Annotated in this window: 19 protein-coding genes; 16 read left to right on the forward strand and 3 right to left on the reverse strand. The window is 62.3% G+C overall.

Features of this window, described 5'->3' with window-relative positions; genetic code table 11:
* The first annotated feature begins 12 nt into the window (after positions 1 to 12).
* From AMC88_RS28405 to AMC88_RS28480, 16 genes are all read left to right on the forward strand, one after another.
* Positions 13 to 762, forward strand: a complete 750-nt coding sequence (locus AMC88_RS28405) for an electron transfer flavoprotein subunit beta/FixA family protein (RefSeq protein ID WP_064824031.1) — start codon at positions 13 to 15, stop codon at positions 760 to 762.
* A 25-nt stretch (positions 763 to 787) separates the two neighbouring features.
* Entirely contained in the window at positions 788 to 1717 is a 930-nt protein-coding gene (locus tag AMC88_RS28410; RefSeq protein ID WP_064830148.1) for an electron transfer flavoprotein subunit alpha/FixB family protein, read from the forward strand.
* A 14-nt stretch (positions 1718 to 1731) separates the two neighbouring features.
* Positions 1732 to 2424 (forward strand): dimethylsulfonioproprionate lyase family protein, encoded by a 693-nt coding sequence (locus AMC88_RS28415; protein ID WP_064824029.1) that lies wholly within the window; start codon positions 1732 to 1734, stop codon positions 2422 to 2424.
* 94 nt (positions 2425 to 2518) lie between these two features.
* The gene (locus AMC88_RS28420) at positions 2519 to 3646 is read left to right on the forward strand and encodes an S-(hydroxymethyl)glutathione dehydrogenase/class III alcohol dehydrogenase (protein WP_046977150.1); all 1128 of its coding nucleotides are present in this window, start codon (positions 2519 to 2521) and stop codon (positions 3644 to 3646) included.
* A gap of 3 nt (positions 3647 to 3649) precedes the next feature.
* Positions 3650 to 4486 carry an S-formylglutathione hydrolase gene (fghA, locus tag AMC88_RS28425; RefSeq protein ID WP_064830149.1) on the forward strand — a complete coding sequence of 279 codons (837 nt, stop codon included), beginning with the start codon at positions 3650 to 3652 and terminating at the stop codon, positions 4484 to 4486.
* A 55-nt stretch (positions 4487 to 4541) separates the two neighbouring features.
* Positions 4542 to 5114 carry an S-(hydroxymethyl)glutathione synthase gene (gene gfa / locus AMC88_RS28430; RefSeq protein WP_016735915.1) on the forward strand — a complete coding sequence of 191 codons (573 nt, stop codon included), beginning with the start codon at positions 4542 to 4544 and terminating at the stop codon, positions 5112 to 5114.
* Between the two features lie 352 nt (positions 5115 to 5466).
* Positions 5467 to 6183: a GntR family transcriptional regulator gene (locus AMC88_RS28435; RefSeq protein WP_016735914.1), complete on the forward strand. Its 717-nt coding sequence runs from the start codon at positions 5467 to 5469 to the stop codon at positions 6181 to 6183.
* Positions 6180 to 7091, forward strand: a complete 912-nt coding sequence (locus AMC88_RS28440; RefSeq protein ID WP_012490069.1) for a dihydrodipicolinate synthase family protein — start codon at positions 6180 to 6182, stop codon at positions 7089 to 7091. Before AMC88_RS28435 ends, AMC88_RS28440 begins: the two co-directional genes overlap by 4 nt.
* The gene (locus AMC88_RS28445) at positions 7084 to 8601 is read left to right on the forward strand and encodes an aldehyde dehydrogenase (protein ID WP_064830150.1); all 1518 of its coding nucleotides are present in this window, start codon (positions 7084 to 7086) and stop codon (positions 8599 to 8601) included. The genes AMC88_RS28440 and AMC88_RS28445 overlap by 8 nt, the downstream gene beginning before the upstream one ends.
* The gene (locus AMC88_RS28450; RefSeq protein ID WP_064830151.1) at positions 8598 to 9944 is read left to right on the forward strand and encodes an NAD(P)/FAD-dependent oxidoreductase; all 1347 of its coding nucleotides are present in this window, start codon (positions 8598 to 8600) and stop codon (positions 9942 to 9944) included. The genes AMC88_RS28445 and AMC88_RS28450 overlap by 4 nt, the downstream gene beginning before the upstream one ends.
* 78 nt (positions 9945 to 10022) lie before the next feature.
* A complete protein-coding gene (locus AMC88_RS28455; protein ID WP_064830152.1) occupies positions 10023 to 10874 on the forward strand; it encodes a glycine betaine ABC transporter substrate-binding protein in 852 nt (283 codons plus the stop codon).
* Positions 10875 to 10958: 84 nt separating this feature from the next.
* Positions 10959 to 12050, forward strand: coding sequence for a quaternary amine ABC transporter ATP-binding protein (locus tag AMC88_RS28460; RefSeq protein ID WP_037146254.1), 1092 nt, complete (start codon positions 10959 to 10961; stop codon positions 12048 to 12050).
* 21 nt (positions 12051 to 12071) lie between these two features.
* Complete coding sequence (locus tag AMC88_RS28465; protein WP_064830153.1) at positions 12072 to 12920, forward strand: ABC transporter permease; 849 nt, start codon at positions 12072 to 12074, stop codon at positions 12918 to 12920.
* Positions 12917 to 13768, forward strand: a complete 852-nt coding sequence (locus AMC88_RS28470; protein ID WP_037145610.1) for an ABC transporter permease — start codon at positions 12917 to 12919, stop codon at positions 13766 to 13768. The genes AMC88_RS28465 and AMC88_RS28470 overlap by 4 nt, the downstream gene beginning before the upstream one ends.
* Positions 13769 to 13784: 16 nt before the next feature.
* Entirely contained in the window at positions 13785 to 14783 is a 999-nt protein-coding gene (locus AMC88_RS28475; RefSeq protein ID WP_064830154.1) for a 4-hydroxyproline epimerase, read from the forward strand.
* 28 nt (positions 14784 to 14811) lie between these two features.
* On the forward strand, positions 14812 to 15825 hold the full coding sequence (locus tag AMC88_RS28480) for a GlxA family transcriptional regulator (RefSeq protein WP_012490065.1): 1014 nt from the start codon (positions 14812 to 14814) through the stop codon (positions 15823 to 15825).
* 20 nt (positions 15826 to 15845) lie between these two features.
* On the opposite strand, the gene AMC88_RS28485 is transcribed toward AMC88_RS28480, so the two are convergent.
* The 3 genes from AMC88_RS28485 to AMC88_RS28495 are packed head-to-tail and all read right to left on the reverse strand — an operon-like array spanning position 15846 to position 19501.
* Positions 15846 to 17126, reverse strand: a complete 1281-nt coding sequence (locus AMC88_RS28485; protein WP_064826437.1) for a M24 family metallopeptidase — start codon at positions 17124 to 17126, stop codon at positions 15846 to 15848.
* A gap of 40 nt (positions 17127 to 17166) precedes the next feature.
* On the reverse strand, positions 17167 to 18258 hold the full coding sequence (locus AMC88_RS28490; protein WP_037145618.1) for an FAD-binding oxidoreductase: 1092 nt from the start codon (positions 18256 to 18258) through the stop codon (positions 17167 to 17169).
* A complete protein-coding gene (locus AMC88_RS28495) occupies positions 18248 to 19501 on the reverse strand; it encodes an aromatic ring-hydroxylating oxygenase subunit alpha (RefSeq protein ID WP_037145620.1) in 1254 nt (417 codons plus the stop codon). Before AMC88_RS28495 ends, AMC88_RS28490 begins: the two co-directional genes overlap by 11 nt.
* Positions 19502 to 19512 lie beyond the last annotated feature (11 nt).

Here is a 19512-nt window from a genome sequence, read left to right on the forward strand (position 1 = left end):
AGGGGATTGCAAATGAAGATTCTCGTGCCTGTCAAACGGGTTGTCGACTACAACGTGAAGATCCGGGTGAAGCCGGATGGCACGGGTGTCGAGCTTGCCAATGTGAAGATGTCGATGAACCCGTTCGACGAGATCTCGGTGGAAGAGGCGCTGCGGCTGAAGGAAGCCGGCAAGGCCGAGGAAGTGGTGGTGGTGTCGATCGGTCCGGCCAAGGCCGAGGAGACGCTGCGCACGGCGCTCGCCATGGGTGCCGACCGGGCGATCCTGGTCGAGACCGACGATCAAGTCGAGCCGCTCGCTGTCGCCAAGATCCTCAAGGCGGTCGCCGATGCCGAACAGCCGGGGCTGATCATCGTCGGCAAGCAGGCGATCGACGACGATTCCAATCAGACCGGCCAGATGCTGGCGGCGCTGCTGGGCAGCGCCCAGGCGACCTTCGCCTCGAAGATCGAGATCGGTGAGGGAAGCGCGACCGTCACCCGCGAGGTCGACGGCGGTCTGCAGACGATCGAGATCAAGCTGCCGGCGGTCGTCACCACCGATCTTCGTCTGAACGAGCCGCGTTATGCCTCGCTGCCGAATATCATGAAGGCGAAGAAGAAGCCGCTCGACAAGAAGAGCCCCGCCGATTTCGGCGTCTCGACGACGCCGCGGCTGAAGGTGTTGAAGACCGAGGAGCCGTCCGGCCGCAAGGCCGGCGTCAAGGTCAAGTCGGTCGCCGAACTGGTCGACAGGCTGAAGAACGAAGCCGGCGTGCTGTAATCGGGCAAGAACAGGAGCAATTATCATGACCATTCTTCTTCTGGCCGACCATGACGGCCATCACCTCTCCGACCAGACCGCCAAGGCGCTGACGGCAGCCTCGCAGATCGGCGCCGACGTGCACATCCTCGTCGCCGGCAAGGCCGCCAGGGCGGCGGCCGATCAGGCCGCCAAGCTTGCCGGTGTGGCCAAGGTGCTGCTCGCCGAAAGCGATGCACTTGCCAACAATCTGGCCGAGCCGCTCGCCGACCTGATCGTCTCGCTCGCCGGTTCCTACGACACGATCGTCTCGGCCGCCACCTCCGTCGGCAAGACCGTGCTGCCGCGCGTCGCCGCCCTGCTCGATGTCGCCCAGATCTCGGAGATCATCGAGGTCGTCAGCGCCGACACCTTCAGGCGGCCGATCTATGCCGGCAATGCCATCCAGACGGTGCAGGCAAGCGATGCGAAAAAGGTGATCACCGTGCGCACCGCCTCGTTTGCTTCGGCACCGACAGGCGGCTCGGCAACGGTCGAGGCGATCGCAGCGGTCTCCGATCCGGGTCTGTCGCGCTTCGTCGCCGATGCGCTGTCGGCCTCCGACCGTCCGGAACTGACCTCGGCCAAGATCATCATCTCCGGCGGCCGGGCGCTCGGTTCGGCGGAAAAGTTCAAGGAGGTCATCCTGCCGGTTGCCGACAAGCTTGGGGCTGCCGTCGGCGCCAGCCGGGCGGCCGTCGATGCCGGTTATGCCCCGAACGACTGGCAGGTCGGCCAGACCGGCAAGGTGGTGGCGCCCGATCTCTATATCGCCGCCGGCATCTCCGGCGCCATCCAGCATCTGGCCGGCATGAAGGATTCGAAGGTGATCGTCGCCATCAACAAGGACGAGGAGGCGCCGATCTTCCAGGTCGCCGACTACGGCCTCGTCGCCGATCTCTTCGACGCCCTGCCGGAATTGCAAAAGGCGCTGTAAGGGGGAGACCGAACGTGGCGCGCATGGCGGGACGTCCCATCAGGCCCGGTGCCGACCTTCTCCTGAACGATGAGGAAAAGCCGGCCTACATAAGACTGCATGACATCGGCCGGGAAAGGCGTCCCCGGCCGCTGCAGGAGTTCCTCAACGATATCGGTGGGCTGATGCTGTCGGCCGACGCTCCCGCCGTTGCCAGTTTCGTTGCCGGCAAAGTCCTTCAGAGGCTGCTCAAGACCGGCAAGGTGCACCCGGAAGGAGGCCCTCTTCCCGGTGTGCCCGACGGATTGAATGACGCCATCAGTCATTTGGCAAGATCCGGACGGAAATACGAGGCGATCGCCAGCCAGTTCAAGAGCCTCGCCGACAGACTGCTCTGGAGACGCGGCCGCACTGGCCCGTTTGCCAGCCTGAACTTCGGCAATACGCACTCCCACGCCGTTCTGGTCGGTCCTGGCGGCATGGAGGAGCGCGCCGATCTCCGGGTCGGCGTGATCTATATGGATCGCTATACCCGCTTCCCCGATCATGTTCAGACGCAACCACGCGCGTTCATTCTGCTTTCGCCGGGAGAAATCTGCCTTGGTGATTCCCAGTGGTTTTCTGCCGCGACCGGAACGGTCTTCGCCAATGATGCCGGGCAATCCTTCGCGATAAGATGCACGGCGCAGCCGCTTCTCGCGGTGTGGTGCCAGGTCGAGCCGGGATGACATTGCGGTGAGGCCGAGGCAGATCGTTTCGATCTCCCGGTCGTATCTCTTCATATCTAACAATCGAAATTGAATTAACAGGAGGGATTATCAAATGGACGTTCGCGCCGCCGTAGCCGTTCAGGCCGGAAAACCGCTCGAAGTGATGACCGTGCAGCTGGAGGGACCGAAGGCCGGCGAGGTGCTGGTCGAGGTCAAGGCGACCGGCATCTGCCATACCGACGATTTCACGCTCTCCGGCGCCGATCCGGAAGGCCTGTTTCCTGCCATTCTCGGCCATGAGGGTGCCGGCATCGTCGTCGACGTCGGCCCGGGTGTGACCTCGGTCAAGAAGGGCGACCACGTCATCCCGCTCTACACGCCGGAATGCCGCGAATGTTATTCCTGCCTTTCCCGCAAGACCAATCTCTGCACCGCCATCCGTTCGACCCAGGGCCAGGGCGTGATGCCTGACGGGACCTCGCGCTTTTCGATCGGCAAGGACAAGATCCATCACTATATGGGCTGCTCGACCTTCGCCAATTACACCGTGCTGCCGGAGATTGCGCTCGCCAAGGTCAATCCCGACGCTCCCTTCGACAAGATCTGCTACATCGGCTGCGGTGTCACGACCGGCATCGGCGCTGTGATCAACACCGCCAAGGTCGAGATCGGTTCGACGGCGATCGTCTTCGGTCTCGGCGGCATCGGCCTCAACGTGCTGCAGGGCCTGCGGCTTGCCGGCGCCGACATGATCATCGGCGTCGACATCAATCCTGACCGCAAGGAATGGGGCGAGAAATTCGGCATGACGCATTTCGTCAATCCGAAGGAGGTCGGCGACGACATCGTGCCCTATCTCGTCAACATGACCAAGCGCAATGGCGACCTGATCGGCGGCGCCGACTACACCTTCGACTGCACCGGCAACACCAAGGTGATGCGCCAGGCGCTGGAAGCCTCCCACCGCGGCTGGGGCAAGTCAGTCATCATCGGCGTGGCCGGCGCCGGCCAGGAGATCTCCACCCGGCCGTTCCAGCTGGTGACCGGCCGCAACTGGATGGGCACCGCCTTCGGCGGCGCGCGCGGCCGCACCGATGTTCCGAAGATCGTCGACTGGTACATGCAGGGCAAGATCCAGATCGACCCGATGATCACCCACACGATGCCGCTCGACGACATCAACAAGGGCTTCGACATGATGCACAAGGGTGAGAGCATCCGTGGCGTGGTGGTCTACTGAGCCATGAAAACCATCTCGATCGACAAGTCTTACGGCGGCACTCAGGGCGTCTACGTCAGCCGCTCCGAAGCCTGCGACTGCGACATGACCTTTGCCGTGTATGTACCGCCGCAGGCGGCCAAGGGCAATTGCCCGGTCCTCTGGTACCTGTCCGGCCTGACCTGCACGCATGCCAATGTCATGGACAAGGGCGAGTATCGGCGGCTTGCCGCCGAGCTCGGACTGATCATCGTTTGCCCGGATACCAGCCCCCGCGGCGATCACGTTCCTGACGAGCCCGACAATTGGCAATTCGGCAAGGGCGCCGGGTTTTACGTCGATGCCACCGAGCCGCCGTTTTCGGCCAATTATCGCATGTACAGCTACGTCACCGACGAGCTGCCGCGCCTGCTTGCCGCCGAATTTCCCGCCGATATGGATCGCCAGGGAATCTTCGGTCATTCGATGGGCGGACATGGGGCGATCACCATTGCGCTCAAGAACCCCGACGGCTTCCGGAGCTGCTCGGCCTTCGCGCCGATCAGCCACCCCTCGGTGTCCGGCTGGTCGAAACCGGCCTTGCGGAAATATCTCGGCGCCGACGAAAAGACCTGGCGGGCCTATGACGCCTGCTCGCTGATCGAAGATGGGCATCGGTTCTCGGAGTTCTTCGTCGACCAGGGAACGGCGGACAGTTTTCTGGAGGACGGGTTGCGTCCCGACGAGCTTCGGCAGGCCTGCGAGGCGGCGGGCATTCCCCTCAAGCTTCGCATGCAGGAAGGCTACGGCCACTCCTACTTTTTCATTTCGACATTCATGGAAGACCATCTGCGCTGGCACGCGCAGAGGCTTGGGAAATGATTGCAGAGCTCGGCCGGGCATAACGCAAACGGCCAGGGAGGGAAGGAGAGAAGCAATGAGCAGCATAGCCATTCATCCGGCAGTGGATTCAGGCTTTCGAGCGACTGACGCTGCTTTCGCAGGCGGGACGCTGGTGTGCAAATGCACGAGCAATCCCGTCAAGGTCAGGATCAAGGGCGATATCGCTCACAATCACGCCTGCGGCTGTACCAAGTGCTGGAAGCCCGAGGGAGCAGTCTTTTCGGTGGTGGCGGTCGCTCCGACCGAGAGCGTCGAAGTCCTGGAGAACGGCGACAAACTCGCCGTCGTTGACTCGGCGGCCTTGATCCAGCGGCACGCCTGCAAGGAATGCGGCGTGCATATGTATGGGCCGGTCGAGCGCGAACATCCCTTCCAGGGGCTGTCCTTCATCCATCCGGAGCGCTTCCAGGAAAGCGGCTGGGCAAAGCCCACTTTCGCGGCGTTCGTGTCGTCAATTATCGAAAGCGGCTTCGATCCCGCCAAAATGGACGCCGTCCGGGCGCAGCTGAAGGCATCGGGTCTCGAGCCCTATGATTGCCTCAACCCCGGCCTGATGGACTACATCGCCACCTGGACTGCCAAGAAGAGCGGCGTGCTCGCCGCCTGAATTTTTCGGGGAGCGCTGACGCCGGCGCTCCCCGATCAAGCCGGGCATCAGCCGTTAGACGTTTCTGATGCCCCTGCGCAGCTTTGTCCGCAGGCTTCCGATACCCGCCTCGACGTCGACTTTCCCGAACTTTGCCACCGACAATCAGCTTGAAAATGACTGCGCGATGCGTCGAGCGCCGCGGGCCCGTTCGCGCATGGCTTCGTGTTCGATCGTCGCGACTGTCGCGGCGCCGAAAAAATTGTGTTTTTCTCGAATACGAATTGTGTACGCAGAGTACACAATTGTTGACACCTGCCGAAAGGCGTGCCATCTTCCTGGCAGTAGAGCAACGAATGGCCGGAGATCGACGATGGCGAAGACACCCAAGAGCAATCTCTACGAAGATCTGAAACGCCAGATTCTGACGATGGAACTCGATCCGGACGCCGATCTGGACGAGGCCAGTTTGAGCGAGCGGTATGGGCTCTCCCGGACGCCGGTGCGGGACATATTCCGCCGTCTTGCCGGCGAGGGTTATATCGATATCCGCGAAAACAGGGGTGCGCGGGTCATCCCGATGAACCACTCGACGCTTCGCAATTTCTTTCTCGTCGCGCCGATGATCTATGCGGCGGTCGGCCGTCTCGCCGTGCAGAACTTCAAGCCCGCACAGCTTGTCGAGCTGAAGCAGACGCAGGAGCGGTTTCGCGCCGCCAGCGAGAAGACGGACGCTCTGGCGATGGTGCTGGAGAACAACCGCTTTCACGAAATCTTCGGCGAGATGTCGGGCAACGTCTACATGCAGCCGAGCCTCGGCCGGCTGCTCATCGACCACGCGCGCATCGGTCACACGTTTTTCCGGCCGAAAAACGAGGACATGAGGCGGCGGCTCCAACTGGCCGTCGACCATCATGACGGCTTTATCGCAGCGCTCGGCGCTCACGACGAGGATGCCGTCGTCGATCTCGTTTTTGAACACTGGGAATTGTCTCGCGAGAACATGGAGATGTTCATCGCACCGCAAGGCCTCAAGGCGGACGCCTTCGTCGGCGGTCCAGCCACGCAAATATTGGAGAAGTCATCGTGAAGTTTGAGGGGATCTACACGCCGGCGGTAACGCCGCTCGATCGAGATGGTCAGATCGACCGGGCCGGATTTGCAGCCGTGCTCGAGTCGCTGATCGAAGCGGGCGTCCACGGCATCATCGTCGGCGGCTCGACCGGCGAATACTACGCTCAGAGCAGCCAGGAGCGTTTCGAGCTCGGGGCCTATGCCAAGGAGGTCATCGGCACGCGGCTGCCGCTCATCATCGGCACCGGCGCCACGCGCACCGAGGATTCGGTCGAATATGCCAAGGCTGCAAAGGAAATCGGCGCGGATGCGATCCTGGTGTCGTCACCGCCCTATGCGCTGCCGACCGAACGCGAGAACGCGGTCCATGCCCTGACGGTCGATCGCGCCGCCAACCTGCCGATCATGCTCTACAACTATCCCGCCCGTATGGGTGTGGTGATGGGCGAGGAGTATTTCTCCCGCGTCGGCAAGTCGAAGAACGTCGTCGCCATCAAGGAAAGCTCCGGCGACATGGGCAATCTTCACCGGCTCGCCCGGAAATTTCCGCACATTGCGCTGTCCTGCGGCTGGGACGACCAGGCGCTCGAATTCTTCGCCTGGGGTGCGAAGAGCTGGGTCTGCGCCGGCTCCAATTTCCTGCCGCGCGAGCATGTCGCCCTCTATGAGGCCTGCGTCCTCGAGAAGAATTTCGACAAGGGCCGGGCGATCATGAGCGCGATGCTGCCGCTGATGGACTTCCTCGAGTGCGGGAAATTCGTCCAGTCGATCAAGCACGGATGCGAGATCATCGGCCTCAAAGCCGGTCCGGTGCGGGCGCCGCTGCGCGGACTGAACTCCGAAGAGAAAAGAACCCTTGAGACCGTCGTTTCCACGTTGAAGCGCACGATCGGCCAGATCACGTCGGGAGCCAACCATGCATGAACCTTTGACCGCCGCCGAATACAAGGCGATTGCCGCCGGTCTTCAACTTCCGACGAATGCCTTCATCGATGGTGCATTCCGTCCGGCAAATTCCGGCAAGACCTTCACCTCGACCAACCCCGCCACCGGCGAGGCCCTGGCCGAAATCGCCGCTTGCGATTCCAGCGACGTCGATTTTGCCGTCGAGAAGGCGAGGCAGGCGTTCGAAGACGGGCGCTGGCGGCTCCGCTCGCCGGGCGAACGCAAGGAAGTGCTGCTGAAGCTTGCCAAGCTCCTGGAGCGCAACCGGCATGAACTCGCCGTCATGGAAAGCCTCGATAGCGGCAAGCCGATCCGCGAATGCCAGACCGTCGACGTTCCCGATACCATTCATACGCTGCGCTGGCATGCCGAGCTGATCGACAAGCTCTACGACAACACCGCGCCTGTCGGCGCCAACGCGCTGACGATGATCGTGCGCGAGCCGATCGGCGTTGTCGGATGCGTGCTGCCGTGGAATTTCCCGCTGCTGATGCTCGCCTGGAAGATCGGCCCGGCGCTTGCCGCCGGCTGCTCGGTCATCGTCAAGCCGGCACAGGAAACCACCTTCACCACGCTGCGCGTCGCCGAGCTCGCCCTTGAGGCAGGCATTCCGGCCGGCGTCTTCAACGTCGTCACCGGTTCCGGCCGCGAAGTCGGCGAGCCGATCGGCCTGCATATGGATGTCGATATGGTCGCCTTCACCGGCTCGACGCCGACCGGCCGACGCTTCCTGCGTTACGCGGCGGATTCCAACCTCAAGAAGGTCGTGCTCGAATGCGGCGGCAAGAACCCCGCCGTCGTTCTCGACGATGCCGAGGACCTGGATCTCGTCGCCGAGCAGGTCGTCAACGGCGCCTTCTGGAACATGGGCGAGAATTGCTCGGCCACGTCGCGCCTCATCGTCCATGCCAAGGTCAAGGACGAGCTGATGAAGCGCATCGGCGCCTATATGCGCGAATGGAAGACGGGCGATCCGCTCGATCCGGAAAACCGCATCGGCGCGCTGGTCAGCAAGTCCCACTTCGAGAAGGTGAAATCCTTCCTCGACGATGCCAAGACGGAAAAGCTCTCGGTCACCCAGGGCGGCGAAACCTATAACGGCATCTTCATCGAGCCGACGCTGGTCGAGGGCGTGACGCCGGCGAGCCGCCTGTTCCAGGAAGAGATCTTCGGGCCGATCCTGTCGGTCACGACGTTCAACACGCTCGCCGAGGCGACCGCTCTGGCCAACGACACCAATTACGGCCTGACGGCATCCGTCTATACCGGCAGCCTGCGCAATGCGATCCGGCTGACCCGCGATATCCGCGCCGGCCTGATCACGGTCAACTGCTTCGGCGAAGGCGACGCCACCACGCCGTTCGGCGGCTACAAGGAGTCCGGCTTCGGCGGCCGCGACAAGTCGGTCTTCGCTCACGACAACTATTGCGAACTCAAGACCATCTGGATCGACATATCCGAACGGTCGGTCGACGAGACGATCCGATGAGCCGCCATGTGATCAAGCACCTGCCGACCGACACCGGCGTTTCGGGATGGGAGGCGACCAGCGAACGCACCTTTCCCGTCACGGCGCTTGAGCACGACATTACGGCCGACTGGCTGATCATCGGCGGCGGGTTTGCCGGCCTGTCGGCAGCACGTCGTCTCTCGCAATCGCTCCCTGAAGACAAGATCGTCGTCCTGGATGCGCGTGAACTTGCCAAGGGGCCGGCCGGGCGCAATTCCGGCTTCATGATCGACGTGCCGCACAACCTGTCCTCGGGCGAGTATTCGGTCGCGGACGAGGCGGCGACGAAGGACGAGATCCGTCAGAACCGTCTGGCGATTTCCTTTGCGGCCGATGCTGCAGCCGAATATGGCATGTCGCGCGAGACCTTCGATCCGGCGGGCAAGGTGAATGCCGCGGCCTCCGAGCGGGGGATGGGACTGAACGACAATTACCGGAAGTCGCTCGAAAAGATCGGCGAGGATCATCGTGTTCTCGATGCCGCTCAGATGCTAGACATGACCGGCTCGCGTTACTATCTCGGCGGTCTCTATACGCCGGGCGCGGTGATGATCCAGCCGGCCGACTATATTCGCGGCCTGGCGCGCGGGATTTCCTCCAAGGTGATCATCCACGAGCACTCGCCAGTCCTGGAGCTTGCCCGTGAGGGCCGGACCTGGAGGGCAAAGACGGCCCGCGGTTCGGTGTCTGCGTCCAAGGTCATTCTGGGGGTAAACGGCCATATTCAGAGTTTCGGCCACTTCCGGGGCCGGCTGATGCATATCTTCACCTATGCGTCGATGACGTCGGCCTTTTCGCAGAACGAGTTCGGCGGTGACGTCACCGGCGTCGATCGCTGGGCACTGCTGCCGGCCGACCCGATGGGCGCCACGGTGCGCAAGATCACCAAGGACGGGCTTTCCAGGATCGTCGTCCGGACGCGATTCACCTACGACCCGAGCCTCAAAGTGTCGGAGAAGCGGGTCGCCGGCATCGCCGCCGAACAGCGTCGGTCGTTCGATGCCCGTTTCCCCGGGCTGGAGCGCGTTCCGATGGAATACAGCTGGGCGGGTGCACTCTGCCTCAGCCGAAACCATGTGCCGGCGTTCGGCGAGGTCGAGGAAGGACTTTTTTCCGCCTGCTGCGAAAACGGTCTCGGCACCGTCAAGAGCACGCTTGCCGGGATGATGGCGGCAGATCTTGCGACAGGAGTGGCCAGCCCGGAGCTCGACAAATTCAAAAATCAGCCGGAACCGACGAGATTGCCTCCCGAGCCCATAGCATGGCTCGGCATCAACTCGGTGATCCGCTTTCAGGAATTGCGTGCGGGCCGCGAGGGATGAACCCTCGGCTCACGCAATAGGAAGACTGCCGCCCGCAGGCTTCGATGAGAATGGGAACTAAAACCAGGAGTAACAACAATGAAGACTTTGTGGAAGGCTCTCTGCGCCGCTGCGGTGATCGGGATGAGCATCCTGCCTGCCCGCGCGGAGGAAAAGACGATCACTCTGGGCACGATGGCGTGGGAAGACCTGACGCCGATCACCGGCATCACCAAGAAAGTTCTGGAAGACGCCGGCTATACCGTGAAGGTCACCGAATTTTCCGAATGGGGCATTGCCTATGCCGCTCTCGCCAAGGGCGACATCCAGGCCCTGACCTCGCAGACCGACTACGTCGCTCAGGACTATTGGGACAAGAACAAGAACCGCCTCGAGAAGATTTCTCCGGTTTCGCACGGTCTCTATCAGGGCGTGGCCGTTCCGAAATATGTTCCGATCGACTCGCTCGAACAGCTCAATGAAAACGCCGACAAGTTCGGCGGCAAGATCATCGGTATCGAGCCGGGCGCCGGCCTGATGCGCGACACGTCGAATGCGGTCAAGGAATACGGCCTCAAGCTCCAGCTCGTCGAAGGCAGCACGGCTGCGATGACGGCAGCGCTGAAGTCCGCCTACGACCGCCAGGAGTGGATTGCGGTGACGATCTGGGAGCCGTCATGGATGGTCCAGAAGTACGAGATCAAGTACCTCAAGGATCCGAAGGGCGTCTTCCCGCCGCCGCAGAGCTACTACTGGATCGGCCATAAGGGCTTCTCCGAAGAGTACCCGCATGCTCGCGAAGTCATGGCCAGCGTCTACGTGCCGATCGCCGACATCACCACCATCAACGGTGCAGTCAAGGACGGCAAGACGATGGACCAGGCCGTGCAGGACTGGATCGGCGCCCATGCCGACCTGATCAAGCGCTGGGAAAACATCAAGAAGAAGTGAATGCCGCGTGGCCGTTCGAACCCTCGGGCGGCCACCCTGAAACCTAAGAAACAAGCCAGCGCCATTGGCTCAAAGGGGATCGCTATGAAAACCGCCAATATCGATGCCAATGATGTCCTGATCGACTGCCAATCCCTCTGGAAAGTCTTTGGGGGCAAGTCCGCTGCGGCGATGAAGTCGATCAAGGAGCGCGGCCTCGGCAAGACAGAGGTTCTGAAGGAATTCAACTGCGTCGTGGGCGTCTCCGATGCGAGCATCCAGGTGCGGCGCGGCGAAATCTTCTGCATCATGGGATTGTCGGGAAGCGGAAAATCGACGCTCATCCGCCTTCTCAACAAGCTGATCACGCCGAGTTCCGGCAAGGTCATGGTCAAGGGGCGTGATCTCGCCAGCCTGTCGCCGGTCGATCTGAGACAGATGCGCGCCAAGAATATCGGCATGGTGTTTCAAAGCGTCGCTTTGTTGCCGCACCGGACGGTTCTGGAAAATGCGGCCTTCGGCCTCGAGGTTCAGGGAATCGCCAAGCTGGAGCGCAACAAGGCCGCCGCTGCCGCGCTGGAGAAGGTCGGCCTCGCCGACTGGCTGAGCCGGTATCCCAGCGAGCTTTCCGGAGGCATGCAGCAACGCGTCGGACTTGCGCGCGCGCTCGCTTCCGACCCCGAAATCATTCTCATGGACGAGCCGTTCAGTGCGCTCGACCCGCTGATCCGCCGCCAGCTTCAGGACGAGTTCCGCCAACTGACCAAGGCGCTTGGCAAGTCCGCCGTTTTCATCACCCATGATCTCGACGAGGCGATCCGCATCGGCGACCGCATTGCGATCATGAAGGACGGCGTCATCATTCAGACCGGTACGGCCGAGGAGATTATCCTCAACCCGGCCGATGCCTATGTCGCCGAATTCGTCGCCGGCATATCCCGTCTGCATCTGATCAAGGCGCATTCAGTCATGCGCAGCGTCGCCGAATTCCAGCAGAATGCGCCGAATTCCGACATCGCTTCGCTGGCGCGGACGACGCCGGACGCCGATATCGACGAGCTTATCTCCTTGACGATGCAGTCGGACCGCGACGCCATCGCCGTCGTCGACAAGGATCAGGTCGTCGGCGTCGTCACGCCGCGCAGCCTGCTGATGGGCGTCAAGGGAACTTCCGCCCACGATCTGACGGCGGCGTGACCCCAACCGGAGCTGATCGACATGGATACTTCAGTCTTCACCGATCTGTTCGACGAATGGACGGACTCCGCGCTCGAATGGGTGAGCGACAACGGCGAATTTCTCTTCGACTATATCAGGCAGGTGCTCGAGGGCCTCTATGACGGGATCCTCTGGCTCCTCGAGCTTCCGCCGTTCTATGTGATTGCGATCGCCGTGGCGCTGATCGGCTGGCGGCTGGTCAATGTCTGGTTCGCGGCGCTCAGCGGCGTCGCGCTGGCGCTTTGTTTTTCGATGGGGCTCTGGCCGGAGACGATGAGCACCCTGGCACTGGTCCTTACTGCCACCGTGATCGCCCTGGCGATCGGCATTCCGATCGGTATCGCGGCGGGCTTTTTCACCGCTCTTGATCGCTTCATGGAGCCGGGTCTCGATCTCATCCAGACGCTTCCGCCATACATCTACCTGCTGCCGGCGATCGCCCTGCTCGGCTACGGACCGGCGACGGCGTTGATCGCGACCGTGATCGTCGCCGTGCCGCCGGCGGTCCGCCTGACCTCGCTCGGTATCCGCATGACCCCCAAGGAGTTCATCGAACTTGGGGAGGCGCTGGGGATGACACCGGCAAAGATGTTTTTCAAGATCCGTCTTCCCTTTGCTCTGCCCAGCATCATGGCGGGCATCAACCAGAGCCTGATGATGGCCTTCGGCATGGTCGTCATCGCCGGCATCGTCGGTTCGGGCGGGCTCGGAGAGACGATCTACGGCGCGATCAGGACGCTCGATATCGCGACTTCTATCAATGCGGCGATCGCCATCGTGGTATTGACCATGGTGATTGACCGAATAACGCAGAGCGCCGCTCGCTTGGGAACGGGGAGGAAGTCATGAATCTTTCGGATTTGCAGTTTTCGCCCGGCGCTTTCCTGGCCCCGGCCGTCGATTGGCTCAACACCAACCTTCATCCGCTGTTTGCTGCCATCAGCTATGTGGTCGAAACGGTGCTGTCCGCCATCGAGGCCGCACTTCTCTTCGTGCCGCCCTTTGCGCTGATCGCGATCGTCGTCGTGGCGGCATTCTTTGTCGTCAGCCTGCGCGCCGCCATCCTCGCCGGCCTCTGCCTCGGCTTCTGCCTGCTTGTCGGCCTGTGGACGGCGTCGATGCAGACGCTTTCTCTGGTCACCGTCGCCGTCGTGATCTCCGTTCTCATCGCCTTTCCGATCGGCGTGCTCTGCTCGCGCTATAAGACCTTGGAGGCGGCGGTTCGCCCAGTCCTCGACGTGATGCAGACCGTGCCGCCATGGGTCTATCTCATTCCGGCGGTGATGATCTTCAGCCTCGGACGCGTGCCGGCGATCATCGCCACCATCGTCTATGGCATTCCGCCGATGCTGCGTCTGACGACGCTTGCCTTCAACCAGGTGCCGAAGGTGTTCATCGAGCTCGGCAGCGCCATCGGCGCGCCGCCGCGCTCGATCCTGTGGAAGATCGAGATGCCGCTTGCCAAGCAGACGCTGCTGGTCGGGCTCAACCAGTGCATCCTGCTGTCGCTTGCGATGGTCGTGCTCGCCGGCCTCGTCGGCGCAGGTGGTCTCGGCGCGGAAGTGACGCGCGGCCTCACACGCATGGAAATGGGGCTCGGCCTCAGAGCAGGTCTGGCGATCGTTGCCGTCGCTCTTCTGCTCGACCGGTTGACCCGCGGCCTGTTCGATCGCGGCCGGCTGGCGAAGGCGCGGTGAGCGGGGATATGAAAAAATGAGAAACAGCTTCTTCTGCATCGATGCCCATACCTGCGGCAATCCGGTCCGTCTCGTCGCCGGCGGCGGTCCGCTGCTTCCGCATCTGCCGATGGGCGAGCGCCGGGAAATCTTTGTTCGCGACCATGACTGGGTCCGCAAGGCGCTGATGTTCGAGCCGAGGGGGCATGACATCATGTCGGGCTCGATCATCTATCCGGCCTATCGGGATGATTGTGATTTCGCCGTTCTTTTCATCGAGGTAAGCGGCTGTCTGCCGATGTGCGGCGCCGGCACGATCGGCACCGTCACCGCCGCGATCGAAGAGGGCCTGGTCAAGCCGCGTGAAGCCGGAAGGGTCGCCATCGAAACGCCGGCCGGCAGGGTCGACGTCACCTATGAGGAGAAGGGCGGCTATGTCGATTCCGTTCGTCTCCACAATGTGGCGAGCTATCTCCACCAGGCGGATGTCGAGGTCGATGTACCTGATATGGGCCGGCTGCGTGTCGATATCTCCTACGGCGGCAACTATTATGCGGTCGTCGAGCCGCAGGAGAACTGGAGCGGGCTCGACCGCATGAGCGCCTCCGACATCGTCGGATACAGCCAAAAGCTTCGGGCAGCGCTTGCCCATGTCGTCGATCCCATTCATCCCGATGATCCGAGGATTTGCGGCGTCCATCACGCGATCTGGTGCGACCGCCCGGTCAATGACGTCTCGGACGGGCGCTGCGCCGTCTTCTACGGAGAAAAGGCGATCGACCGGTCGCCCGGCGGCACCGGCACGTCCGCGCGCATGGCGCAGCTTCACGGAAAGGGCCGGCTTGCCGTCGGTTCGAGATACCGCCATGAAAGCCTGATCGGAACCATTTTCGAGGGCAGGGTCGAAGCCGAGGCGAAAATCGGACCTTATGCCGGCATTCTTCCGAGTATCGGAGGCTGGGCGCGGGTGATCGGGCACAATACGATTTTCGTCGACGATCGCGATCCGCTGGCGCACGGTTTTCAAATTCGATGAGGGGCGTTCGAAGGGGCAGGAGATGAACATGCGACCTGAACAGCATCGATTGGTAGACGATAGCGCAAAACAGCCGGCCCGACTGAAGGTGGGGTTCGTTCTGTCGCGGTCCTTCACGCTGTCGGCCTTCGCCTTGTTCGTGGATACGCTGAGGCTCGCCAGCGACGAGCAGGATCGGTCCGGAAGGGTGCTTGCCGACTGGCAGGTGATCGGCAGCACGCGCCATCTGATCACCTCCAGCTGCGGCGTCCAGGTGGCGCCGACCTCGGATTTCGTCGATCCGTCAAGGTTCGATTATATCGTCGTCGTCGGCGGTCTGCTGACGGTCGAAAACCCCGTCGACCAGCAGACGATCACCTTCCTGCGGCAGGCAGACGCGAAGAAAGTGCCGCTGATCGGCGTGTGCACCGGTTCGTTCATCCTTGCGGCGGCGGGCCTGATGAAACGGCACGAATCCTGCGTCAGCTGGTTGCATTACAAGGAGTTCCGGGAGCGCTTCCCGGAGCTTGCCGTTCGCTCCGACCGGCTCTTCAATCTCGACCGGCAGCGCGGATCTTGCGCAGGGGGCAGCAGCGCTGCCGACATGGCGGCATTGCTGGTGAGAAAATACATCAGCCGCGATGCCGAACGAAACGCGCTTGAAGTGCTTCAGATCGAGAAGGCCCGAACGCCATCGGATGTTCAGCCGCGGCGGCCGCTCTATGACGATTATGATGACGCCCGCGTCAAGGCGGCGATGATCACCATGGAGCAGTTCGTCGACGGCAGCATGCCGATCGAGAAGCTCGCCGCCATGGTCGGGCTCTCAAGGCGGCAGCTGGAGCGGATCTTCATCGAAAAGACGGGCATGTCGCCTGCCAAGGCCTATAACCGCGTTCGCATGGAGCGGGCAAAATCGATCCTGGCCCAGTCGAAGGCGCCGCTCATCGAGATCGCACTTGATGTCGGCTTTGAAAACGCCTCGCAGTTCACCAGAACGTTCAAGCGCACATTCGGGCAGACGCCCTCGCAGCATCGCGCGGCGACCTTGAGAGCGCACTGAAGCGTTTTCTTACCGGCGTCTCAGACCTCCTCCCAGGGAAAGCTGTCCAGCCGCTCGGCTCCCCTTGAGGTGATCAGGGCCTGGGTTTCCAGTTTGATGCTTTCCGAGCCGGCCTCGGCAATCAGGCTTTCGACGTTGAGCACCATGTTCTCTTCGATGACGCCGCTGAAATCGGGATCGAAATCCGGATGCAGCAGCACACCCGGCCATTCATCGGCCATGCCGGTGCCGTGCAGGGCGAGCGTGTATCGATAGGGCTGGTATTTTTCCGGGATCCGCCATGACCGCTCGTTGAACTCCCGGAACGTCATGCCGGGCCTGATGATGGAAAGGTTGTGCTCGATCTGATCCCTGGCCGCGGCATAAATTTCCCTCTGCTTGGTGTTCATCGCGACATGGCCGCAGGTCCATGAACGCGAGAGGTCGGCGCAATAGCCGTAGGGGCCGATCATATCGGTGTCGAAGGAGATCATCTCGCCGCGCTTGACGACGTAATCGGAACATTCCTGATACCAGGGATTGGTTCGCGGGCCGGAGGTCAGGAGCTTGGTCTCCAGCCACTCGCCTCCGCTGCGGGCATTTTCGAAGTGAAGCTCGGCCCAGATTTCCCGCTCGGTGCGGCCGGGTTCTGACACCTCGTACATCCGCGCCATGCCCGCTTCGCAGACGCGGATCGTCCAGCGCATCAGTTCGATTTCGTCGGCGCTCTTGATCGATCGCGCCCGTTCGGCGAGTTCCTGGCCGTCGAGCAGCGTAAAGCCGCGTTCGGTCAGTTCGAAGGCGCCGGCCGGTTCGAGCCGGTCCACCGCGATGCGCCTGTTGCCGCCATTGCCCTTGACGATGTCGGCGATCTCGTCCGCCCAGGCCTTCAGCCGGGGTTCGATGAGGTTGCCTGCGGTGAAGAAGATCCAGGATTTCGACGGCCGGATCTCGTCGATGCCGGGCAGCCCGTCATTGACGTGTTCGGCGCCTTCGAATTCGAAAATGATCGCCGGGCCGTCGGCCAGGATCAGCGCGTAGCGCGACGGATTGTGCATCGTCCAGATGCTCATATTCGACGAGTCGAAGGCATAGCGGATATTGACGGGATCGTAGAGCAGCAGGGCGCCGCAATCCCATTCGCGCATCTTCATGCGCAGCCGCTCCAGCCGGTAGCGGCGCGCCCGGTCGAGTGTCGCGGCCGGCACCGGACTGATGAGCGGTCGGTCGGCGCCATCGGGATTGAGGTAGGCCTGTTTCCGCTCGTCCTTGAAGACGGTCGAGCCGGTCAGCTCGACGGAGGCGTTGTCGTCTCGCAGCATCCGGGTGATCCCCTGTTGTCGATGATTGATGCGGTGTTGCTCAGCGTTCGATGACGAGATCGCTGAGCGGCTTCGAGCAGCAGGGCAGGAAGAAGCCGGCGTCGATCTCCCGCTGGCGGATGCCGCCATTATGGTTCATGTCGACCGTGCCTGAGGTGAGCTTCGACTTGCAGGTGCCGCAGACGCCGTTGGCGCAGGAGGACGGGATCCTGACGCTCGCTTTCTTCGCGCAGGAGAGCACGCTCTGATCGCCTGTGACCTCGATGCTGCGGGCCTGTTTGGAGAAGGTGACCTGAAAGACCTTGGCGGCCGCTTCCTGAATCGCGGGGATCTCCGGTTCGTCGATGACGGCGGCGTCGAAGCTTTCCTCCAGATAATGCGCGGCGGGAACGCCGAGTTCGGCGGCGATGCCGCGCGCCGCCGCCATGAACGGAGCGGGGCCGCAGCACATCACCGTGCGGTCGGCGATATCGGGAACCGCCAGCCTGAAATAATCCGCCGAAATGCGGCCGGTAAGGCCGGACCAGGAGGGCTCGCCCGCAACCGTTTCCGGCAGAAAATGCAGCCGCAGCCCCTTCAGCCTGCGGGCGATGCAGGCGAGTTCGTCGCGGAAGATCAGATCCAACGGCGTGCGTGCGGCATGTAGGAAGACGACGTCGGCCGGCGCGCAGCTGTCGGCGAGTTCACGCAGGATGGACATGACGGGCGTGATGCCGGAGCCGCCGGAGAGCAGCAGAAGCTTCGGCTTCGAAGCCTCTGACCGGACGAAATGACCGAGCGGGCCGTTCGCCTTGACCGACGCCCCCGGCACCAGCGTGTCGTGAAGCCAGTTGGAGATCTTGCCGCCCGGAACGCGCTTCACCGTCACCGAGAAGGCGTTCGTGCGATGCGGCGACGAGGAGATGCTGTAGCAGCGGCTTTCGGGCTCGCCATTGTGCTCCAGGTCGAACAGGAAATACTGGCCGGCCTTGAAGGCGAACCGCTTCCCATCAGGGGAGGCGAAGGTGAAGGTCCTGACGTCATGGGTCTCCTGCTGGACGTCGAGGCAGACGAGTGTATCGTCTTCCTCGGGATTCCAGACGTCGTGACGGGCGGCCTTTGCGAGCAGCACTTGCGGGTTCCTAGTATCCATGAGCGCGCATCCGGTCGATGTACCAGGTGGCGAACTTGTCGAGGTTCGTCTCGGAGAAGCGGGAATAGGGACCCGGCTGATAAGCGGGATCGAGAGCGCCGGCATGGGAACGGGCGACGAGGTCGGCGTCCTGGTCGGTCGTCGCGATCCACACATCTGTCAGCTTGTCGAGGTCGTAATCGACGCCTTCGACGGCATCCTTGTGGACCAGCCATTTGGTGCGGACCAGCGTCTTGCCCGCCGAAAGCGGAATGACGGTTGCCACGACCGCATGGTCGCCCATGAAATGGTTCCAGCTGTTATGGCCCCAGAGATGGGTGTCGCCGAGATCCTTGCGGGTCATCTGCCCGAGCAGCTTGGACGAGGCGGCAGTGGCGTCATGCGTCTGGGATTCGCCGGCGCCTGATATGATCAGCCGCTGCGTGCGGAAGTTCGTGGCGCAGTCGGTGAGCTGCTCGATGGCAGCCGAGGGGAAGCCGTCGGCCTCCCATGCCTGCGTACGCGCCTCGTACAGCCGGAAATGCTCCTCGGCCTGTTCACGATCCTCCGGGCTCAGCGTCTCGGGATCGAAGCCGAAGTCGAGATCGACGAAGGAGACGCAGAGCTCCGGATGGTTCGCGGAGCAGTGATAGCACTCGCGATTGTTCTCCATCGTCAGCTTCCAGTTGCCGTCTTCGATGACGTCGGTCTGGTGGGCGATCTTGGCATTGCGAATGTCGTAGGGCGCGAGACGCTCGATCATCGCCTGTTCGAGGCCGGCAATATCCTCAGGCGGATTGTCGGACAGGCAGACGTAAATCAGGCCGCCGATCGATTTGAAGGTAACGGGCTTCAGACCGTGACAGTCCTTGTCGAATTCTTTGCCCATGTGCGGGGCGTAGCTGAGCTCGCCCGTCAATTCATAGGTCCAGGTGTGATAGGGACAGACGAGCTTCGAAACGATCGTCTTGCCCGGATTGAGAAGACGGGAGCCGCGATGGCGGCAGACATTGTGCAGCACGCGGATTTCGCCGTCGTCGTCGCGCAGCAGGATCAGGCTCGTCTTGCCGATGTCGACAACGGTGGCGTCGCCGGGCTCCGGAACATCGCAGTCGAGGCCGACACAGATCCAGTGCTTGTGGAAGAACACATCGATATCCGCTTCGAACACGTCCTCGCGGATGTAGAGGCCGGCCGGCAGCGAATGGCCTTCCGCGCGGGAGTCCAGAAGTGCCGAAATGGAAGAAGGAAGCCTGTTTAGCATGAGAACCTCTT

The sequence above is a fragment of the Rhizobium phaseoli genome, from assembly GCF_001664385.1.
Lineage (GTDB): Bacteria > Pseudomonadota > Alphaproteobacteria > Rhizobiales > Rhizobiaceae > Rhizobium > Rhizobium phaseoli.